The organism is Burkholderia aenigmatica (genome assembly GCF_902499175.1).
GTDB classification, from domain to species: Bacteria; Pseudomonadota; Gammaproteobacteria; order Burkholderiales; family Burkholderiaceae; genus Burkholderia; species Burkholderia aenigmatica.
The window spans coordinates 1-15,878 of record NZ_CABVQC010000113.1 but is presented as its reverse complement, the minus strand read 5'-3'; the positions used below and the strand labels follow the sequence as shown (position 1 = coordinate 15,878).

Here is a 15,878-nt window from a genome sequence, read left to right as displayed (position 1 = left end):
CACCGACACAGGCAGCACACCGACACAGGCAGCACACCGACACAGGCAGCACACCGACACAGGCAGCACACCGACACGCCGAAGTGTCCGTACGCACCGCACCGTGAATAGCGAGCTACCTCACCCTGCAATCGCACGCTTTATGCGCATAAACCAACCAACCTACGACACCCCCGCCTGCATCCTTTACGGTCCGAAACACCCATCGTATTGATCTGGCGTGCGGGAATTTATTTACCGCCCCGCGATAGCGTCCGACCCACCTTTATGCGCATAAACCCATTGATTCATTGACGCGCATCCCGAACAGCACTCCCCTCTCACGGTTCATCGCTCCGTTTTATTCACCTGCCTCTATGAAGCAGCGAATCCATGCCTGATCCCGCGCCGACTGGCCCCGCCAGGCCCCCGATGCGGACTGGCTACAATACAGGGCTCTCCCCTCTTGGCCTGAATGATGATCACGATCTACCACAACCCCCGATGCTCGAAGTCGCGCGAGACGCTTGCGTTGATCGAGTCGCTGAATACCACCGGTGCGCCGTTGAATGTCGTCGAGTACCTGAAGACACCGCCGACGGTCGAGGAACTGGAAGCGCTGCATCGGCAGCTTGGCCGCCCGGTTCGCGACATGCTGCGCGACGGTGAGGCGCCGTACAAGGAGCTGAATCTCGCCCGCGCCGATCTGACCGATGTGGAAGCCTATGCGGCAATTGCCGCTCATCCGATTCTGCTGCAGCGGCCCATCGTCGTTTATCGCGGCAAGGCCGCCATCGGCCGGCCGCCCGAATCCGTGCAGGCGCTGTTCGAATAATTCTTGCCCGCCGTATTTTTCTGATTGCGTCAGCCCGGCACACGTGTTCGCACAAGCATCGGCAATCGAAGCTAGCCCGATCGCCGGGCAGCACGCCACCACCGCCCTGACGATCGGCAGTCACGCGATCCAGGCTTAGCTGTCCCCGGACGACGCACCGTCATCATCCGGGGAAGGCCCCCGTCCAGCCGCTGCTTTCGCGGCTGTCCGCAACAGCGCGATCTGCCCACGATAGGCCCTGCAGCCGCTGCAGGTCGGCAGGTGTACGCGCACCTGCAGCCGCTCATGCAGGGTCAGATGCCGGTCGAGCGCATCCGACAGCAGTCGCGTCACGTCAGTACATTTCCCCGGCAGCATCTTCGGTCGTCAGTCCTTGTTCGCTCAGGCAGGTTCGCAGGCGCGTGCGCGCCCGATACAGCAGCACGCTGCAATGATTCGTCGTCAGCGTCAATTCGCTGCAGATGTCCATAATCTCGACGTCGAGGAATTCGCGCATCATGAATACGCGCCCGATCTGCTCCGGCAGGTGATCGAGGCACGCCTCGAACAGCGCCCAGAACTGCTGTTGTTGCAACAGCGTTTCGGGGCGAGGCCACGGCCGCGGCTTCGCATGCGCGGCCCAGTGCCCGTTTTCCTTGAACAGCTCGCGATCGAGCACGGATTCGCCGTCGAGCTCGGCATCGAGCGCGGACAGGCTCACCGTCCGCTGCCGCGCGCGCAGCACGTCGATCAGCTTGTTGCGCAGGATGCCGAACACCCAGGTCTTGTGAGCCGACAGCCCCGCGAAATCGCCCGCATGCGACCACGCGGCGGCGAGCGCTTCCTGCACGGCATCTTCGGCCGCGTCGGCATCGCGGAGCTGGAGTCGCGCGAAGCGCAGCAGGTCGCGCCGCAGCTGCGCGAGATAGGCGGGGTCGTCGTAGGCGGACGGCATGTCTGGTTGCGTGTCTCGAGGCAAGGGCACTTGCGTCGCCCAGCAGGCGCGTCGCGGTGCGAGCAGCTTACTGGGCGCCGTGCCGGGCTGCAATGCATGTTCCGTCGCGAATTCACGAAATCGGCCGGCGCGCTGCGCTATGCTTGCCGAACCCTGTGTCGCGTGTCCGTGATGACTCGCGGCGGGCAATCTGTAACGTCAGAACATAACGGCCAAGTTATCCACAATTTCTGTGGAAAACCTTGTGGAAAGTCGGCCGGACGGCCCCGTGGGACGGTTCGCGGGCTGGCTTGCCTATAAACAGACCTTTGTCGCTCATTCGGAAGCAATCGATCCGATTCCTCACTCACCGGAAGGAGAATGCCATGTCCTATCGCATCGCTGTGGTTGTCGGCAGCCTGCGCCGCGCTTCGTGGAACCGCGCGCTCGCGCACGCCGTGATCTCGCTCGCCCCCGCCGATTTTTCGTTCGAGTTCGTCGAGATCGGCGAGCTGCCGCTGTACAGCCAGGACTATGACTCGGATTTCCCGGAAGTCGCGAAGCGCTTCAAGCAGTCGATCGAAGCCGCCGACGCGCTGCTGTTCTTCACGCCCGAGTACAACCGGTCGATTCCGGGCGTGCTGAAGAATGCAATCGACTGGGGTTCGCGCCCGTGGGGTTCCAACTCGTGGTCGGGCAAGCCGGGTGCAGTGCTCGGCACGTCGCCGGGCGCGACGGGCACCGCCCTCGCGCAGCAGCACCTGCGCAATGTGCTCGCGTACCTCGACGTGAAGACGCTCGGTCAGCCCGAGATGTTCATCAAGCACGATCCGGCGCGCATCGACGACCAGGGCCAGATCTTGAGCGAAGACACCCGCAAGTTTCTGCAGGGCTTCGTCGATCGCTACACGGGCTGGGTGCGCCTGCTGAAGTCGGCCTGAGCGTCGCACCCGTTCATGCCGCCGGCGCCGGCCCGCACGCAGCGGGTCACGTGCCGGCGTGCCGCGCGTCACGCGCTTCGCGGATGCCCAGCAGGATCTCGTCGAGCAGCGCGATGTCGAACGGCTTCGACAGCACGCGGACGTTGACGGTGCGCGTGCGGTCGAGCTCCTCCGCGTAACCCGTGACCAGAATCACGGGCAGCTTCTCCGGCCGCTTGTCGACTGCTTCGGCGAGGTCGATGCCGTTCAGGCTGCCCGGCATGTGGATATCCGAAATCACGAGGTCGAACGCGTCGTTCGCGGCTGCGCCCTCGATCAGGCGCAATGCGTCGTCGGCGGTGGGCGCGTAGGTCACGCGGTGCCCGAGCAGCGACAGCAGCGCTTCGGTGCCGGCCGCGACTTCGCTGTTGTCCTCGACGAGCAGCACGTGCAGGCCGGCGAGCGCGCCTGCCCCCGCGTCGTGCGCGATCGCCGGCGGACGCGCGACGACATCCTCGGCGCGTGCGCGCGGCAGGTAGAGGCGCACCGAGGTGCCGGCGCCGACCGCGCTGTCGATCGTCGCGAGGCCGCCCGAGCGTTCGCAGAACGCGAACACCTGCGGCAGGCCGAGCCCTGTCCCCATCCCCTGCGCCTTCGTGGTGAACAGCGGTTCGAACGCGCGCGCGAGCACGTCGGGCGCCATGCCCGACCCCGTATCGTCGAGCGCGATCTGCACGAAATCGCCGGTCAGCGGAAAGCCGTCTTCGCGACGCAGCGTCACGTTGCGCGCGCCGACCGTGAAGCGGCCGCCGGCCGCCATCGCGTCGCGGGCGTTGACCGCGAGGTTGATCACCGCGAGTTCGAGCTCCGCGACGTCGACGCGAATCGGCCAGACGCCAGGCTCGATCGCAACGACCAGCGACGATTTCGAACCGAGCGACGTCTTCAGCAGTTCGCGGCACGTACCGACCCATTGCCCGACGTCGATCGTCTCGTTGTGCAGCGGCTGCTTGCGCGCGACGCCGAGGAGCTGGCGCGTGAGCGACTGCCCGTTCTTCAGCGCGCGTTCGATCGCGCCGAGTTCCTTGTCGAGATGCTGGACGCCGCGCCGCCGCACGATCTGCACGTTGCTCGAGATGATCATCAGCAGGTTGTTGAAGTCGTGCGCGACACTGCCGACGAGGTTGCCGAGCGCCTGCATCTTGCGCGACTGCCGGTACGCCGATTCGATCGAGCGCCGCATCGACGCTTCGGCCTGCCAGCGGTCCCACGCCTCCTCTTCCGCCTTCAGCCGCTTGAGCGACAGCCAGATCACGGACCACAGCGCGATCGACGGCGCGAACATCGAGATGAACAGCACGCTCAGGTGTTCGTACCATTCACGCCAGATTGCCGACGTGCGGTACGCGCACGTCACATAGACGGGATAGCTGCCGACCTGGCGATACGCGACGATCTCGCTGCTCGCGCCGTCGTGGCGCACGCGCACGACGCCGGCGCGCGGATCGTTGCGCGCGTCGCCGAACGTGACCGCGCGATCGGTGTGCGCGAGTGCGGGCGGCGGCGGATACGACGCGATCACCGCGCCGTCCGAGCGTGCGAGCGCCATCGTCATCGGCGTGCTGGCGCCGCCGAGCAGGTCGCGGTAGAACGCGTTGAAATACGACGACTTCAGCGCGATCGACACCATCCCGGCGAACGAGCCGTCGCTATGGCGTCGCGCGACGCCCGTGTTGAACACGGGAATGTTCTCGAGCTTGAGCGGCCCCATCATCAGCCGCGAGATGTGTTCGATCACCTTGCCGTCGCGGATGCCGGCGAAGTCGTCGCGGTTCGCGATCGACGCATAGGGCGCCGGATAGTAGAGGCTGTTCGCGAGCAGCATCCCGCTCGCGCCGAAGATCGATACGGCGGCCACCTGCGGATAGCCGCCGCCGATCGTGTTCAGCGCTTCGTGGATGTCGGATTCCCGGTTGCGCACGGTCGCGTCGTCCATGTCCTGCACGAGATCGACGATGCGCGCATCGAGCGTTTCGCTCAGGTCGAACACCTTGAGCGCGTGCTCCTCGGCCACGCGCACGGTGCGCATCGTCACGTCGCTTGCGGCGGCCTCGCGCGTCTTCAGGTCGCTGTACGCCATCACCACGACGTAGATGCAGGGCAGCACGATCGCCGCGACGAGCAGCACGATCAGCGTCACACGGCGCACCGCGAAATCGTGCTCGGGCGCACCGGCCGCATAGTTGCCGTCGTCCTGCCAGTCGTCGGCGGGTGGGGAGGCGGGAGCGTGGGAGTCGGCGGGCCTGTCGGACGTCATCGAAGAAGCGGGTGAGGCGGAGGTGCCTGCCATCATAAACGAGTTGCGACGGCCCGCCGCACGGCCCCGGACGCCAGTAACCCTGTCGATTCCGACAGGGGGAAATTGTCAGATTGAAAACGCGACGAATCCGGCAGCGCAAACGTACACAAGGAAAAATTTTGCGTACTTATCTCGAAAATGGTCGCGGCTGTTTTCGGAATGGCGTGCGTTTGGATCGATTCTGTTCGAAATGGTGAATATGGCGAGTTGCATCGCCTCTGGTTTACTCAGAGAATCGCGCCTTGCTTTCCCTATGACAGATATATGCGCCCGCGCGCGGCCGCCAGGCGGTTGCCCGTGCCCGAACGCATGGCGCCTCAAGAAATGCGCCGCGCGGTCGTTAACGCGAGAGAGACCACTCCGTATACCGCATCGCCCCATGTCTTTGCCGATTGTAATTGCCGACGATTCGCTGCTCGCTCGCAAACTTCTGACAAAGGCGCTGCCGGGAGGCTGGGACGTCGATGTCGCGTATGCCGCGAATGGTCGAGAGGCCCTGGCGCTCTATCGTGACGGCAAAGCTTCCGTAATGTTTCTGGACCTGACGATGCCCGACATGAGCGGCTATCAGGTCCTGGAGACACTGCGCCACGAAGATCTGAACACGTTCGTGATCGTGGTATCCGCCGATATCCAGCCGCAGGCGCAAGCACGCGTGCGCGAATTGGGCGCGATCGCATTCGTTGCCAAGCCCGTGACGTCGGAGGCGTTGCTGCCCATTCTCAAGGAGTATGGGTTGTATGCCTGACTCGGTGTTCACGGCGGAGCAACGCGACGCGTTGCAGGAGATCGCCAATCTTGCAATGGGCCGCGCCGCCGCGCGGCTCGCGTTGCTGCTCGGGCACTTCATCGAGCTGTCGGTGCCGCGCGTGCGGGTCGTGAAAGCGGCCGACGCGGGCGATGCGCTGCGCGAGATGACGGGCATCCACGACAACGTGACCGCCGTGCGCCAGGGCTTCCGTTCCGACATCAAGGGCGAGGCGATCGTGCTGTGCCGCACTGCGGGCATCGCGCGGCTGATGTCGGTCGTCGACCGCACGTTCGGTGACGGCGTGTACGGCGGGATGGCGACGCCCGACGAAGTCGTGTTCGACGTCGCGAACGTGCTGATGGGCGCGTGCGTCGCGTCGATTCTCGACGAGCTCGGCCGCAAGCCCGTGTTCTTTCCGCCGGGGCTGCTCGGCGCGAACGTGTCGTTCGACGACGTATTTCAGCCGACCGAGCTGGCATGGAGCGTTGCATTGCTGCTCGAGGTGAACTTCGGGCTCGAGGACCACGCGTTCCGGGCCCACTTCGTGATGCTGATGGCCGAAGATTCGATCCGCCTGATGGGCGACGCGCTCGACGCGTTGCTGTCCGCGCTATGACGGCCGCTACCCCGTCGCTGAGCGACCTCGTGATCGAGCGGGTCGGCTTCGGCCTGTTCGTGCTCGACCGCGCGATGACCGTCCTGATGTGGAATCGCTTCATGCAGGACCACAGCGGCATCCCGGCCGCCGACGTGATCGGCCGCAACCTGTTCGACTGCTTTCCCGATCTGCCGCGCGCATGGCTGTCCCGCAAGCTCGAGAGCGTGTTCCAGCTCGGCAGCTTCGCGTTCAGCTCGTGGGAGCAGCGGCCCTACCTGTTCCGCTTCGAGCACGACCGGCCGATCACGGGCGGCGTCGACTACATGCAGCAGGACTGCACGTTCATGCCGCTCACGCGCGGCCGCGACGTCGAAGCCGTGTGCGTGACGATCTCGGACGTCACGCATGTGAGCGTGATGCAGCGCGAGCGCGAGGAAGCGGTCGCGAAGCTGCGCGAACACGCGAATCGCGACGGCCTGACCGGCATCGCGAACCGGCGCTTCTTCGAGGCGCGGCTCGGCGACGAATTCGCGCGCTGGCAGCGCTACGGCGGCGACATGTCGGTGCTGCTGTTCGACCTCGACCACTTCAAGACGATCAACGACCGGTTCGGGCATGCGGCCGGCGACGCCGTGCTGCGTGAGACGGCGCGGCGCGTCGCGTCGATCGTGCGGGCGCAGGATACGTTCGGCCGCTTCGGCGGCGAGGAATTCGCGCTGCTGCTGCCGTGCACGAGTCTCGACGAGGCGATGCTCGTCGCCGACAAGGTGCGCGATGCGATCGGCAGCATGCCGGTCGATGCCGAGGGCGTCAGCGTGCCGGTGACGGCGAGCGTCGGCGGCGCGTGTGCGAAGACCGGCGCGCCGACCAGTGACGTGCTCGTCAACGAGGCCGACGCCGCGCTCTATCGCGCGAAGCGGCTCGGGCGCGACCGTTCGGTCGCCTACGCATAGGCGCACCCGGGATCGCGCCTGCCCCGCCCCGCTGCGCGCGGAGCGGATGCGCGTGCCGCGCTCAGCTCTTCGCGATATCGGCCAGCACGCCGGCCAGCACGGCCGGCTGCGACATGAACGGCGAATGGCTGCTGTCGAGCTGATGCACGTGGGTCGGGTTGCCGGGCGTGAACGCGTCGGCTTCGTCGATGAAGCGCTGCTGCAGCGCGGGCAGGATCACGCGATCCTGCAGGCACTTGATGTAGTGGCGGTCGATCGCGCCCCAGCGCGCGGCGGTCGTCGGGATCGCGGTCGCGAACGGCGCGGCCGGCACGTCGCAGGTCATCAGGTTCGCGACGGCTTCGAAGTCGGCCTGCGGCACGTCGTCGTACAGCGCCCGCTTCGCGGTCTCGCGATACGCGGCGTCGCCGCTGCGCGGATCGATGCGCAGCGCACCGGCGACGCGCGGGCTCGCGAGCATCAGCGGGCCGAGCATTTCACCCTTGTTCTCGGGCGCGCGCACGTAGTCGAGGCCCGGCACGCCCGACGCGGGCATGAAGGCCGCGAGATAGACGATCTTCGCGATCTTGTCCGGCGCGCGTTCGGCCGCCGCCGTGATCGCAAGGCCGCCCATGCTGTGCCCGACGAGCACGACCTTGCCGTGGCCGAGCGCGTAGGCGTCGTCGACCGCCTGCATCACCTGCGTGGCGTAATCGTCGAGCGTCGTGTTCGCGACCGGCGACGGCTCGGCGCCGAACGCATCCGGGTCGAGCGGGCGTGCGAGGTAGGAAGCGGGAAAGCGGGCATTGATGCCGTGCGCGGGCAGGTCGCGCGCGATCGACAGGTGGCCGCGCGCGGCCAGCGCGGCCGCAACGTGCGCGTAGCACCACGCGCCGTGCCAGGCGCCGTGCACGAGCACGAAAACGGGATGATCGGACTGCGGGGTGGCGCTTGCGTTCGTCTCCATGGTGTCCGGGTATCGATATTTTGAGAAAGGTGTCATCTTAGACGAACCTGCATGCGCCCAGACGAGCCGGTTTGGATCTGTCCCTCTTGTCTCGTGCAGGCCACATTTCGTCCATATCTGATTTGAATTTATCGCGAAGCACGCTAATTTGTTGCTTTGCCAGCGATTGCGCCCCATGAACGTCGACTATCTCTTCTACCGGAAGCCGGACAAACCCGGCCCCTATTCGCTCGACGACCTCGGCGACATCGCGCCGCCGATCGGCCCGGGCGACCTGGTGCGCGCGGGCATCGCGCGCGTGTTCGCGCAGATCGACTGGCAGGAATCGCCCGATGTGCCGGGCGCGTGGTTCGGCACCGGAGGCGCGACATTCCAGTACACCGCGGAGCCCGACGGCCGCGTGACGAGTTTCATGGGCTCGCGCCTCGAACGCCGCTCGATGCTGCAGCTCACCCGCGAAATGGGGCTCATTGCGCTCGACCTGCAGCGCGACATCGTTTACGGCTGACGCGCCGCCGGCGCCTGTACCCGCCCAGGCCGCACGCGCTTGCCTGTCAACGGCTTCCGGCACGCCGCCGCACGCGGCGCGTGTCCGCCATCGAACTTCAAAGATTGCTATACTTTCGCCCAATTCCGGCTTCCGGCCGGTAATTTGTGCCTGTCTGCGTCGATCGTTCGCATATCTCGCACGCATTTGACACCCTGACCATCCCAGCCGGGCATGGCTTCTTCAATCGCCCCGCGTGGGTGTCTCCGTGGAGCTCGTCTTGGCCGTTTCCAATTCCGTCGTGGACGAACAAGAAACCGACGCCGCTGCCGTCACATCGAGCAGTTCTTTCTATCTTGCGATGCGCATCCTGCCGGCCGTGCAGCGCGACGCGATGTTCCAGGTCTACGCGTTTTGCCGCGCGGTTGACGACATCGCCGACAGCGACCTGCCGCGCGCCGAGCGCAACGCGGGCCTCGATCGCTGGCGCGCGGACATCGACGCGTGCTTCGCCGGCCGCCCGCCGCGCCACCTGGCCGCGCTCGACCGCGAGATCCGCGCGTTCAACCTGCAGCGCGACGATTTCCACGCGATGATCGACGGGATGGCGATGGATGCGGTTGAAGACATCTGCGCGCCCGACGAACCGACGCTCGACCTCTTCTGCGATCGCGTGGCGAGCGCGGCGGGCCGGCTGTCGGTGAGGATTTTCGGGATGCCGGAAGCCGAAGGGATCACGCTGTCGCATCACCTCGGCCGCGCGCTGCAGCTGACCAACATCCTGCGCGACATCGACGACGATGCGGCGATCAACCGTTGCTACCTGCCGCGCGAGCTGCTCGCGCGCGAAGGCATCGCGATCACCGACCCGGCGACGATCGTGCGCAATCCGGCGCTGCCGCGCGTGTGCGCGACGCTGGTCGAGCGCGCACGCGAGCATTTCCGCCAGGCCGACGCGGTGATGGATACCTGTCCGCGTGCACAGGTGAAGGCGCCGCGCATCATGTCGGGTGCGTATCGCTGCATTCTCGAAGCCGCGATCGCACGCGGCTTTGCCTTCCCGCGCGCACCGCTGCGCAAGCCGAAGGCGCGCATGCTGATGATCGCCGCGCGCTACGCGCTGTTCTGAGCCGACCGAGTCGATGCCCAGGACCGTCCACGTGATCGGCGCCGGCCTTGCCGGCCTGTCGGCCGCGGTCGAACTGCAACGCCGCGGGCGACGCATCGTGCTGCACGACGCGCACGCACAGGCGGGCGGACGCTGCCGCTCATGGTTCGACGGGACGCTGAACACGACGCTCGACAGCGGGCTGCACACGGTGTTCGCGGGACAGCCCGCGACGCAGCGCTACCTGCGCGCGATCGGCGCAGCCGACCAGCTCGCGGGGCCCGCGCTGCCTGAAATCCCGGTCGTCGACGTCGCGTCGCAGCAGCGCTGGACGCTGCGCTTCGGCAACGGGCGCTGGCCGTCGTGGCTGTTCGATGCCGCGTCGCGCGCGCCGGACACGACGCCGCTCGACTATCTCGCGCTCGCCCCGCTCGCGTTCGCGCGCATGGGCCGTTCACTCGCACAGACGATGCGCTGCGACGGCATGCTGTGGGAACGTTGGCTGCGGCCGTATTTCCTCGGTGTGCTGAACGTCGAGCCGCGCCATGCGAGTGCCGAACTTGCGCGCGCGGCGCTGTACGGCACGTTTGCCGCGGGCGGCCCCGGCTGCCGTCCGCTCGTCGCGCGCCACGGTCTCGGCAGCGCCTTCGTCGAACCGGCGCTGCGGATGCTGCAGCACGGCGGCGCGCAGATCCGGCTGAACTCGCGGCTCGACGCGTTCGAATTCGGCGCGCACGGCAATGCGGTCGACGCGGTCTCGGTCGGCGGCGAGCACGTCGATCTCGCGCCGGGCGACGCCGTCGTGCTGGCCGTGCCGCCCGAGGTCGCGCAGCCGCTCGTGCCCGAACTCACCGCGCCCGATACGTTCAGCGCGGTCGTGACCGCGTATTTCGCGGTCGAAGCGCCGGCCGGCAACGCGCTGCAGACGGCCGTCGTGAACGGCGTCGTCGATGCGGTGCGCACCGGCGGCGGCCAGCTCGCGGCGACGATCCGCGACGCGGGCCGCTGGTTCGACACGCCGCGCGACACGCTCGCGCGGCGCATCTGGGAAGACGTCGCGCGCGTGACCGGCGCGAACCCGGAAACCATTCCCGCGTGGCAGCTCGTCGTCGAGCCGCGCGCAGGCTTTGCGGCGGTGCCGTCGCAGGAAATGAAGCGTCCGGCCGTGCGTACGCGCTGGACCAATCTTGTGCTGGCAGGCGACTGGATTGCCACCGGCTTGCCCGCCACGATCGAGGGCGCGATCCGTTCCGGCCAGCTGGCCGCGGACGTGCTCCAGACACAGTAAGTAAAAGAGGGACCGATGAACGATCTCACCGAAATGGCTACCCTGTCCGCCGGCACCGTGCCGGCCGGCGTCGATACGGCCGTCGCGCGTGCGACCGACGCGCTGCTGGCCGCGCAGAACGCGGACGGACACTGGGTCTACGAACTCGAAGCCGACTCGACGATTCCCGCCGAATACGTGCTGCTCGTCCACTATCTCGGCGAGACGCCGAATCTCGAGCTCGAGCAGAAGATCGGCAAGTATCTGCGCCGCATCCAGCAGGCCGACGGCGGCTGGCCGCTGTTCACCGACGGCGCGCCGAACATCAGCGCGAGCGTGAAGGCGTATTTCGCGCTGAAGGTGATCGGCGACGACGAGAATGCCGAGCACATGCAGCGCGCGCGCCGTGCCATCCACGCGATGGGCGGCGCCGAGATGTCGAACGTGTTCACGCGTATCCAGCTCGCGCTGTACGGTGCGATTCCGTGGCGCGCGGTGCCGATGATGCCGGTCGAGATCATGCTGCTGCCGCAGTGGTTCCCGTTCCACCTGTCGAAGGTGTCGTACTGGGCGCGCACCGTGATCGTGCCGCTGCTCGTGCTGAACGCGAAGCGCCCGATCGCGAAGAACCCGCGCGGCGTGCGCATCGACGAACTGTTCATCGACCCGCCCGTCAACGCCGGGCTGCTGCCGCGCCAGGGCCACCAGAGCGCGGGCTGGTTCGCGTTCTTCCGCGTGGTCGACCATGCGCTGCGCGCGGTCGACGGCCTGTTCCCGAACTACACGCGCGAACGCGCGATCCGCCAGGCCGTGTCGTTCGTCGACGAGCGCCTGAACGGCGAGGATGGCCTCGGCGCGATCTATCCGGCGATGGCCAACTCGGTGATGATGTACGACGCGCTCGGCTACGCGGAAGATCACCCGAACCGCGCGATCGCGCGCAAGTCGATCGAGAAGCTGCTCGTCGTGCAGGACGACGAAGCATATTGCCAGCCGTGCCTGTCCCCGGTGTGGGACACGTCGCTCGCTGCGCATGCGCTGCTCGAAACGCGCGACGCGCGGGCCGAGGACGCCGCGATCCGCGGCCTCGAATGGCTGCGCCCGCTGCAGATCCTCGACGTGCGCGGCGACTGGATCTCGCGCCGCCCGCACGTGCGGCCCGGCGGCTGGGCATTCCAGTATGCGAACGCGCACTACCCGGACGTCGACGATACGGCAGTGGTCGCGGTGGCGATGGAGCGCGCGCAGACACTCAAGCAGAACGATGCCTATCGCGAGTCGATCGCGCGGGCGCGCGAGTGGGTCGTCGGGATGCAGAGCAGCGACGGCGGCTGGGGCGCGTTCGAACCGGAAAACACGCAGTACTACCTGAACAACATCCCGTTCTCGGATCACGGCGCGCTGCTCGATCCGCCGACGGCCGACGTGTCGGGCCGCTGCCTGTCGATGCTGTCGCAGCTCGGCGAGACGCCGCTGAACAGCGAGCCGGCCCGTCGCGCACTCGACTACATGCTCAAGGAGCAGGAACCGGACGGCAGCTGGTACGGCCGCTGGGGGATGAACTACGTGTACGGCACGTGGACGGCACTGAGCTCGCTGAACGCGGCCGGCCTGACGGCGGACGATCCGCGCATGAAGCGCGGCGCGCAGTGGCTGCTGTCGATCCAGAACAAGGACGGCGGCTGGGGCGAGGACGGCGACAGCTACAAGCTGAACTATCGCGGCTTCGAGCAGGCGCCGAGCACCGCATCGCAAACCGCATGGGCACTCCTCGGCCTGATGGCGGCCGGCGAGGTGAACAACCCGGCGGTGGCGCGTGGCATCGACTACCTGATCGCCGAGCAGAACGAAGAGGGCCTGTGGGACGAGGTGCGCTTCACGGCGACGGGCTTCCCGCGCGTGTTCTACCTGCGCTACCACGGCTATCGCAAGTTCTTCCCGCTGTGGGCGCTCGCCCGCTATCGCAACCTGAAGCGCGACAACACAACGCGCGTGACGGTCGGGCTGTAACGCGTGGCGCCGCAACCCACCGGCACGTTGCCCGTCATCGCCGTGACGGGGATGGCGTTCGAGGCGCGCATCGCGCGCGGCGACGGTGTCGAGGCCGTCTTTGCCGCACGGGCCGACCGGCTCGAACGCGCGCTGACCGAGGCGACCGCGCGCGGCTGCGCGGGTATCGTGAGCTTCGGCACGGCGGGCGGGCTCGCGCCCGACCTGGCGCCCGGCGCACTCGTGATCGCGAGCGCGATCGACGGGCCGTTCGGACGCGTCGAGACCGATACGGGCTGGAGCGCACGGCTCGTCGCCGCGCTGCAGGACACGCCGGTCTGGCCGCGCGTCACGCGCGGCACGATCGCGGCCGTCGGTTCGCCGGTCGTCAGCGAACAGGACAAGACGTCGCTGCATCGCGCGAAGCACGCGCTCGCCGTCGACATGGAGTCGCATATCGCGGCGGCCTTCGCGGCCGCGCGCGGCGTCCCGTTCGCGGTGTGCCGCGCGATCGTCGATCCGGCGTGGCGCACGCTGCCGAGCGCGGCGACGGCCGGCCTGCGCGACGACGGCAGCACGGCGATCCTGCCGATCCTGCGCGAACTGCTGAAGCAGCCGTCGCAGCTCGGCCCGCTGCTGCAGGTCGCGAGCGACGCGCGGGCGGCGCGCACGACGCTGATCCAGGCGCGGCACGCGTTCGAGCGTGCCGGCGCAATGCGGATCGCCTGACCGGCACGCGCCGCTGGTCTCGCCCTTCTCTTCCCTTCCCGGTTTTCCTCTTTTCGTAGATCTCGCCGATCTCGCGGACAAAAAAAGAGCGCTGCAGCGAACTGCAGCGCTCTTTGTCTTTGCGGCGGTGGCCGTTGCAGCGTTACTGCGCGGCCGGACTGCTCGCGGGCGTCGCCGGCGCGGTTGCCGATGCCGCGGCGGGGGCAGCGGCCGAGGCCGCAGCAGGCGCAGCGGCCGATGCCGCAGCCGGCACACTCGCCGGCATCGCATTGTCCGCACCCGGATCGTCGTACTGCGGCAACCCCGGCGCGGCCGGCGCGTTGTTCGGCGTGGCGCCCGATGCGCCGCCCGACTCGCCCGGATCCTCGTAGTTCGGCAGCCCCGGCACGGCCGGCGCCGAAGCCGGCGCGCTACCCGGTTCGCCCGGTTCGTTGTAGCTCGGCGGCGTGGCCGACGACGACTGGCCGTGGTACGTCAGCGACTTGCGCTGTTGCAGGTACGCGTCGCGCACGAACGAATACGGATCGAGTGCGGCCTGCTTCAGCAGGTCGGTGGCGCCGAGCAGGTCCGAACGCGCGCTGATGAACTGCGCGATATACATCGGGTTGCGCGCCGCCGGCTCGATGTAGTTGAGCAGGTTGAAGCGCACGTCCACCGCGCGGCCGACGCCGTCGCGGATCGTGCTCGGCCCGAACACCGGCAGCACGAGATACGGGCCCGACGGCATGCCCCAGCGCGCCATCGTCAGGCCGAAGTCCTGGTGATGCTTCGGCAGCCCGGCCGGCGTCGCGATGTCGATCAGGCCGGCGACGCCGAACACCGAGTTCATCGCGACGCGCATCAGATCCTCGGTGGCATCCGTGATGCGCAGCTGCAGCAGGTTGTTCGCGATGTTGCCGAGATCGCCGAGGTTCGAGAAGAAGTTGCTGATCGCGGTGCGCACGGGCGTCGGCGTGACCTTCTGGTACCCCTTCGCGATCGGCTGGGCGATGTTCGTGTCGACGGTGTCGTTGAACTTGTACATCGCCCGGTTCATCGGCTCGAGCGGGTCGTTGGGGTTGCGGTTCGGTCCCGTCGCGCAGCCGGTCAGCACTGCGCTGGCGGCAACGGTCGCCGCAATGATTCGCACCTTATTCATTGATTCCTTGCGATTGGTTCTTGGCGCGTTTGACGCGCGGTTTGCCCATCAGGACGGGCTGGAACACCACGGCGCCGATCAGCGTGCAGGTCAGGGCCAGCGCGAGCAGCTTGCCCATGCTCGACGTGCCCGGGTGGTGGGACAGCCACAGGCTGCCGAATGCGGTCGCCGTCGTCGCGGCGCTGAACAGGACGGCATGCGTGAGGCTCGAGTGCAGCAACCCGGTTTGCCCCGCGCGCCACGCCATCACGAAATACACCTTGAACGCGACGCCGACGCCGAGCATCAGCGGCAGCGCGATGATGTTCGCGAAGTTCAACTGCATGCCGAACACCACGCACAGCTCGAGCGTCACGACGCCCGACACGAGCAGCGGCACCAGCGTGCGCAGCACGTCGCCGAAGCGGCGCAGCGTGACCCACAGCAGGATCGTGATCGAGATGATCGACCACAGTGCCGCATGCAGGAACGCGTTGATGATCGTGTCGGCCGAATGCAGGATCGAGATCGGCCCGCCGGTCGTGCCCGGCTCCGCGGCCTTCACGGTCGTCGCGAAGCGGCGCAGCATCGTGTCGTCGTTCGGGTCGACGCCTTTCGGCACCTTCGGCGAAATCTGCACGAGCGCATGGCCATCGGGCGCGACCCAGTCGCGCACGAGTTGCGGCGGCAGCGATTCGCGCGTGATGTCCTGCGGCTGCAGCAGCGAAGCGAGCTGGTTGAGCGCGATGCGCAGCGTGTCGGAGAACGCACGCTCGGCGCGGTCGCGCGTCGCGGCGTCCGCGGCGGCGAGCTTCGCGAGCGACGCGGACAGGTGCTGCGCGGCGGCCGCACCCGGGCCCGGGTGATCTTCGGCCGCGTAGCCCAACAGGTCCGACACGCGCTTGAGTGCGGCGACGCGCTGCGCGT

The 15,878-nt window shown here is 67.5% G+C and carries 15 protein-coding genes and 1 pseudogene; 10 read left to right on the top strand and 6 right to left on the bottom strand.

Annotated elements, in window-relative coordinates:
• Nucleotides 1–454: 454 nt before the first annotated feature.
• Nucleotides 455–814: an arsenate reductase (glutaredoxin) gene (arsC, locus tag BDO18943_RS41135; protein WP_175026565.1), complete on the top strand. Its 360-nt coding sequence runs from the start codon at nucleotides 455–457 to the stop codon at nucleotides 812–814.
• 135 nt (nucleotides 815–949) lie between these two features.
• Here arsC and BDO18943_RS41130 read toward each other — a convergent pair whose 3' ends face one another.
• Together BDO18943_RS41130 and BDO18943_RS41125 are read right to left on the bottom strand one after the other, a co-directional pair.
• Complete coding sequence (locus BDO18943_RS41130) at nucleotides 950–1,171, bottom strand: zf-HC2 domain-containing protein (protein ID WP_175026564.1); 222 nt, start codon at nucleotides 1,169–1,171, stop codon at nucleotides 950–952.
• Entirely contained in the window at nucleotides 1,149–1,748 is a 600-nt protein-coding gene (locus BDO18943_RS41125) for an RNA polymerase factor sigma-70 (RefSeq protein WP_043186262.1), read from the bottom strand. The genes BDO18943_RS41130 and BDO18943_RS41125 overlap by 23 nt, the downstream gene beginning before the upstream one ends.
• A 365-nt stretch (nucleotides 1,749–2,113) precedes the next feature.
• On the opposite strand from BDO18943_RS41125, the gene BDO18943_RS41120 reads away from it, so the two are divergent.
• Complete coding sequence (locus BDO18943_RS41120; RefSeq protein WP_043186265.1) at nucleotides 2,114–2,668, top strand: NADPH-dependent FMN reductase; 555 nt, start codon at nucleotides 2,114–2,116, stop codon at nucleotides 2,666–2,668.
• Between the two features lie 46 nt (nucleotides 2,669–2,714).
• On the opposite strand, the gene BDO18943_RS41115 is transcribed toward BDO18943_RS41120, so the two are convergent.
• On the bottom strand, nucleotides 2,715–4,964 hold the full coding sequence (locus BDO18943_RS41115; RefSeq protein ID WP_043186267.1) for a hybrid sensor histidine kinase/response regulator: 2,250 nt from the start codon (nucleotides 4,962–4,964) through the stop codon (nucleotides 2,715–2,717).
• Nucleotides 4,965–5,385: 421 nt separating this feature from the next.
• Here BDO18943_RS41115 and BDO18943_RS41110 point away from each other — a divergent pair, with 421 nt between their 5' ends.
• The 3 genes from BDO18943_RS41110 to BDO18943_RS41100 are packed head-to-tail and all read left to right on the top strand — an operon-like array spanning nucleotide 5,386 to nucleotide 7,308.
• Entirely contained in the window at nucleotides 5,386–5,754 is a 369-nt protein-coding gene (locus BDO18943_RS41110) for a response regulator (protein ID WP_043186270.1), read from the top strand.
• Nucleotides 5,747–6,373, top strand: a complete 627-nt coding sequence (locus tag BDO18943_RS41105; RefSeq protein ID WP_043186272.1) for a chemotaxis protein CheC — start codon at nucleotides 5,747–5,749, stop codon at nucleotides 6,371–6,373. Before BDO18943_RS41110 ends, BDO18943_RS41105 begins: the two co-directional genes overlap by 8 nt.
• Nucleotides 6,370–7,308 carry a GGDEF domain-containing protein gene (locus BDO18943_RS41100; RefSeq protein WP_175026563.1) on the top strand — a complete coding sequence of 313 codons (939 nt, stop codon included), beginning with the start codon at nucleotides 6,370–6,372 and terminating at the stop codon, nucleotides 7,306–7,308. The genes BDO18943_RS41105 and BDO18943_RS41100 overlap by 4 nt, the downstream gene beginning before the upstream one ends.
• Nucleotides 7,309–7,369: 61 nt before the next feature.
• Here the strand turns inward: BDO18943_RS41100 and BDO18943_RS41095 are convergent, their stop codons facing one another.
• Entirely contained in the window at nucleotides 7,370–8,254 is an 885-nt protein-coding gene (locus tag BDO18943_RS41095) for an alpha/beta fold hydrolase (protein ID WP_089451541.1), read from the bottom strand.
• Between the two features lie 175 nt (nucleotides 8,255–8,429).
• Here BDO18943_RS41095 and BDO18943_RS41090 point away from each other — a divergent pair, with 175 nt between their 5' ends.
• The 5 genes from BDO18943_RS41090 to BDO18943_RS41070 all read left to right on the top strand — a co-directional run bounded on the left by BDO18943_RS41090 (nucleotide 8,430) and on the right by BDO18943_RS41070 (nucleotide 13,834).
• On the top strand, nucleotides 8,430–8,762 hold the full coding sequence (locus BDO18943_RS41090) for a hypothetical protein (protein WP_175026562.1): 333 nt from the start codon (nucleotides 8,430–8,432) through the stop codon (nucleotides 8,760–8,762).
• Nucleotides 8,763–9,021: 259 nt separating this feature from the next.
• A complete protein-coding gene (hpnD, locus tag BDO18943_RS41085; protein ID WP_175026561.1) occupies nucleotides 9,022–9,870 on the top strand; it encodes a presqualene diphosphate synthase HpnD in 849 nt (282 codons plus the stop codon).
• 13 nt (nucleotides 9,871–9,883) lie between these two features.
• Complete coding sequence (hpnE, locus tag BDO18943_RS41080) at nucleotides 9,884–11,137, top strand: hydroxysqualene dehydroxylase HpnE (RefSeq protein WP_175026560.1); 1,254 nt, start codon at nucleotides 9,884–9,886, stop codon at nucleotides 11,135–11,137.
• Nucleotides 11,138–11,152: 15 nt separating this feature from the next.
• Nucleotides 11,153–13,126, top strand: coding sequence for a squalene--hopene cyclase (gene shc / locus BDO18943_RS41075; protein ID WP_043186289.1), 1,974 nt, complete (start codon nucleotides 11,153–11,155; stop codon nucleotides 13,124–13,126).
• Nucleotides 13,127–13,177: 51 nt separating this feature from the next.
• Nucleotides 13,178–13,834: a phosphorylase gene (locus tag BDO18943_RS41070; RefSeq protein WP_235996324.1), complete on the top strand. Its 657-nt coding sequence runs from the start codon at nucleotides 13,178–13,180 to the stop codon at nucleotides 13,832–13,834.
• 142 nt (nucleotides 13,835–13,976) lie between these two features.
• On the opposite strand, the gene BDO18943_RS41065 is transcribed toward BDO18943_RS41070, so the two are convergent.
• Nucleotides 13,977–14,972, bottom strand: coding sequence for an MlaA family lipoprotein (locus tag BDO18943_RS41065; RefSeq protein ID WP_175026558.1), 996 nt, complete (start codon nucleotides 14,970–14,972; stop codon nucleotides 13,977–13,979).
• A pseudogene (locus BDO18943_RS41060) lies at nucleotides 14,965–15,878 on the bottom strand (MMPL family transporter); the annotation flags it as partial. The pseudogene BDO18943_RS41060 and the gene BDO18943_RS41065, both read right to left, overlap by 8 nt.

Excerpts from the sequence above, each read along its gene's own strand:
- arsC (WP_175026565.1), top strand. The coding sequence starts at position 455 with ATGATGATCACGATCTACCACAACCCCCGATGCTCGAAGTCGCGCGAG.
- BDO18943_RS41130 (WP_175026564.1), bottom strand. The coding sequence starts at position 1,171 with ATGCTGCCGGGGAAATGTACTGACGTGACGCGACTGCTGTCGGATGCG.
- BDO18943_RS41125 (WP_043186262.1), bottom strand. The coding sequence starts at position 1,748 with ATGCCGTCCGCCTACGACGACCCCGCCTATCTCGCGCAGCTGCGGCGC.
- BDO18943_RS41120 (WP_043186265.1), top strand. The coding sequence starts at position 2,114 with ATGTCCTATCGCATCGCTGTGGTTGTCGGCAGCCTGCGCCGCGCTTCG.
- BDO18943_RS41115 (WP_043186267.1), bottom strand. The coding sequence starts at position 4,964 with ATGACGTCCGACAGGCCCGCCGACTCCCACGCTCCCGCCTCCCCACCC.
- BDO18943_RS41110 (WP_043186270.1), top strand. The coding sequence starts at position 5,386 with ATGTCTTTGCCGATTGTAATTGCCGACGATTCGCTGCTCGCTCGCAAA.
- BDO18943_RS41105 (WP_043186272.1), top strand. The coding sequence starts at position 5,747 with ATGCCTGACTCGGTGTTCACGGCGGAGCAACGCGACGCGTTGCAGGAG.
- BDO18943_RS41100 (WP_175026563.1), top strand. The coding sequence starts at position 6,370 with ATGACGGCCGCTACCCCGTCGCTGAGCGACCTCGTGATCGAGCGGGTC.
- BDO18943_RS41095 (WP_089451541.1), bottom strand. The coding sequence starts at position 8,254 with ATGGAGACGAACGCAAGCGCCACCCCGCAGTCCGATCATCCCGTTTTC.
- BDO18943_RS41090 (WP_175026562.1), top strand. The coding sequence starts at position 8,430 with ATGAACGTCGACTATCTCTTCTACCGGAAGCCGGACAAACCCGGCCCC.
- hpnE (WP_175026560.1), top strand. The coding sequence starts at position 9,884 with ATGCCCAGGACCGTCCACGTGATCGGCGCCGGCCTTGCCGGCCTGTCG.
- shc (WP_043186289.1), top strand. The coding sequence starts at position 11,153 with ATGAACGATCTCACCGAAATGGCTACCCTGTCCGCCGGCACCGTGCCG.
- BDO18943_RS41070 (WP_235996324.1), top strand. The coding sequence starts at position 13,178 with ATGGCGTTCGAGGCGCGCATCGCGCGCGGCGACGGTGTCGAGGCCGTC.
- BDO18943_RS41065 (WP_175026558.1), bottom strand. The coding sequence starts at position 14,972 with ATGAATAAGGTGCGAATCATTGCGGCGACCGTTGCCGCCAGCGCAGTG.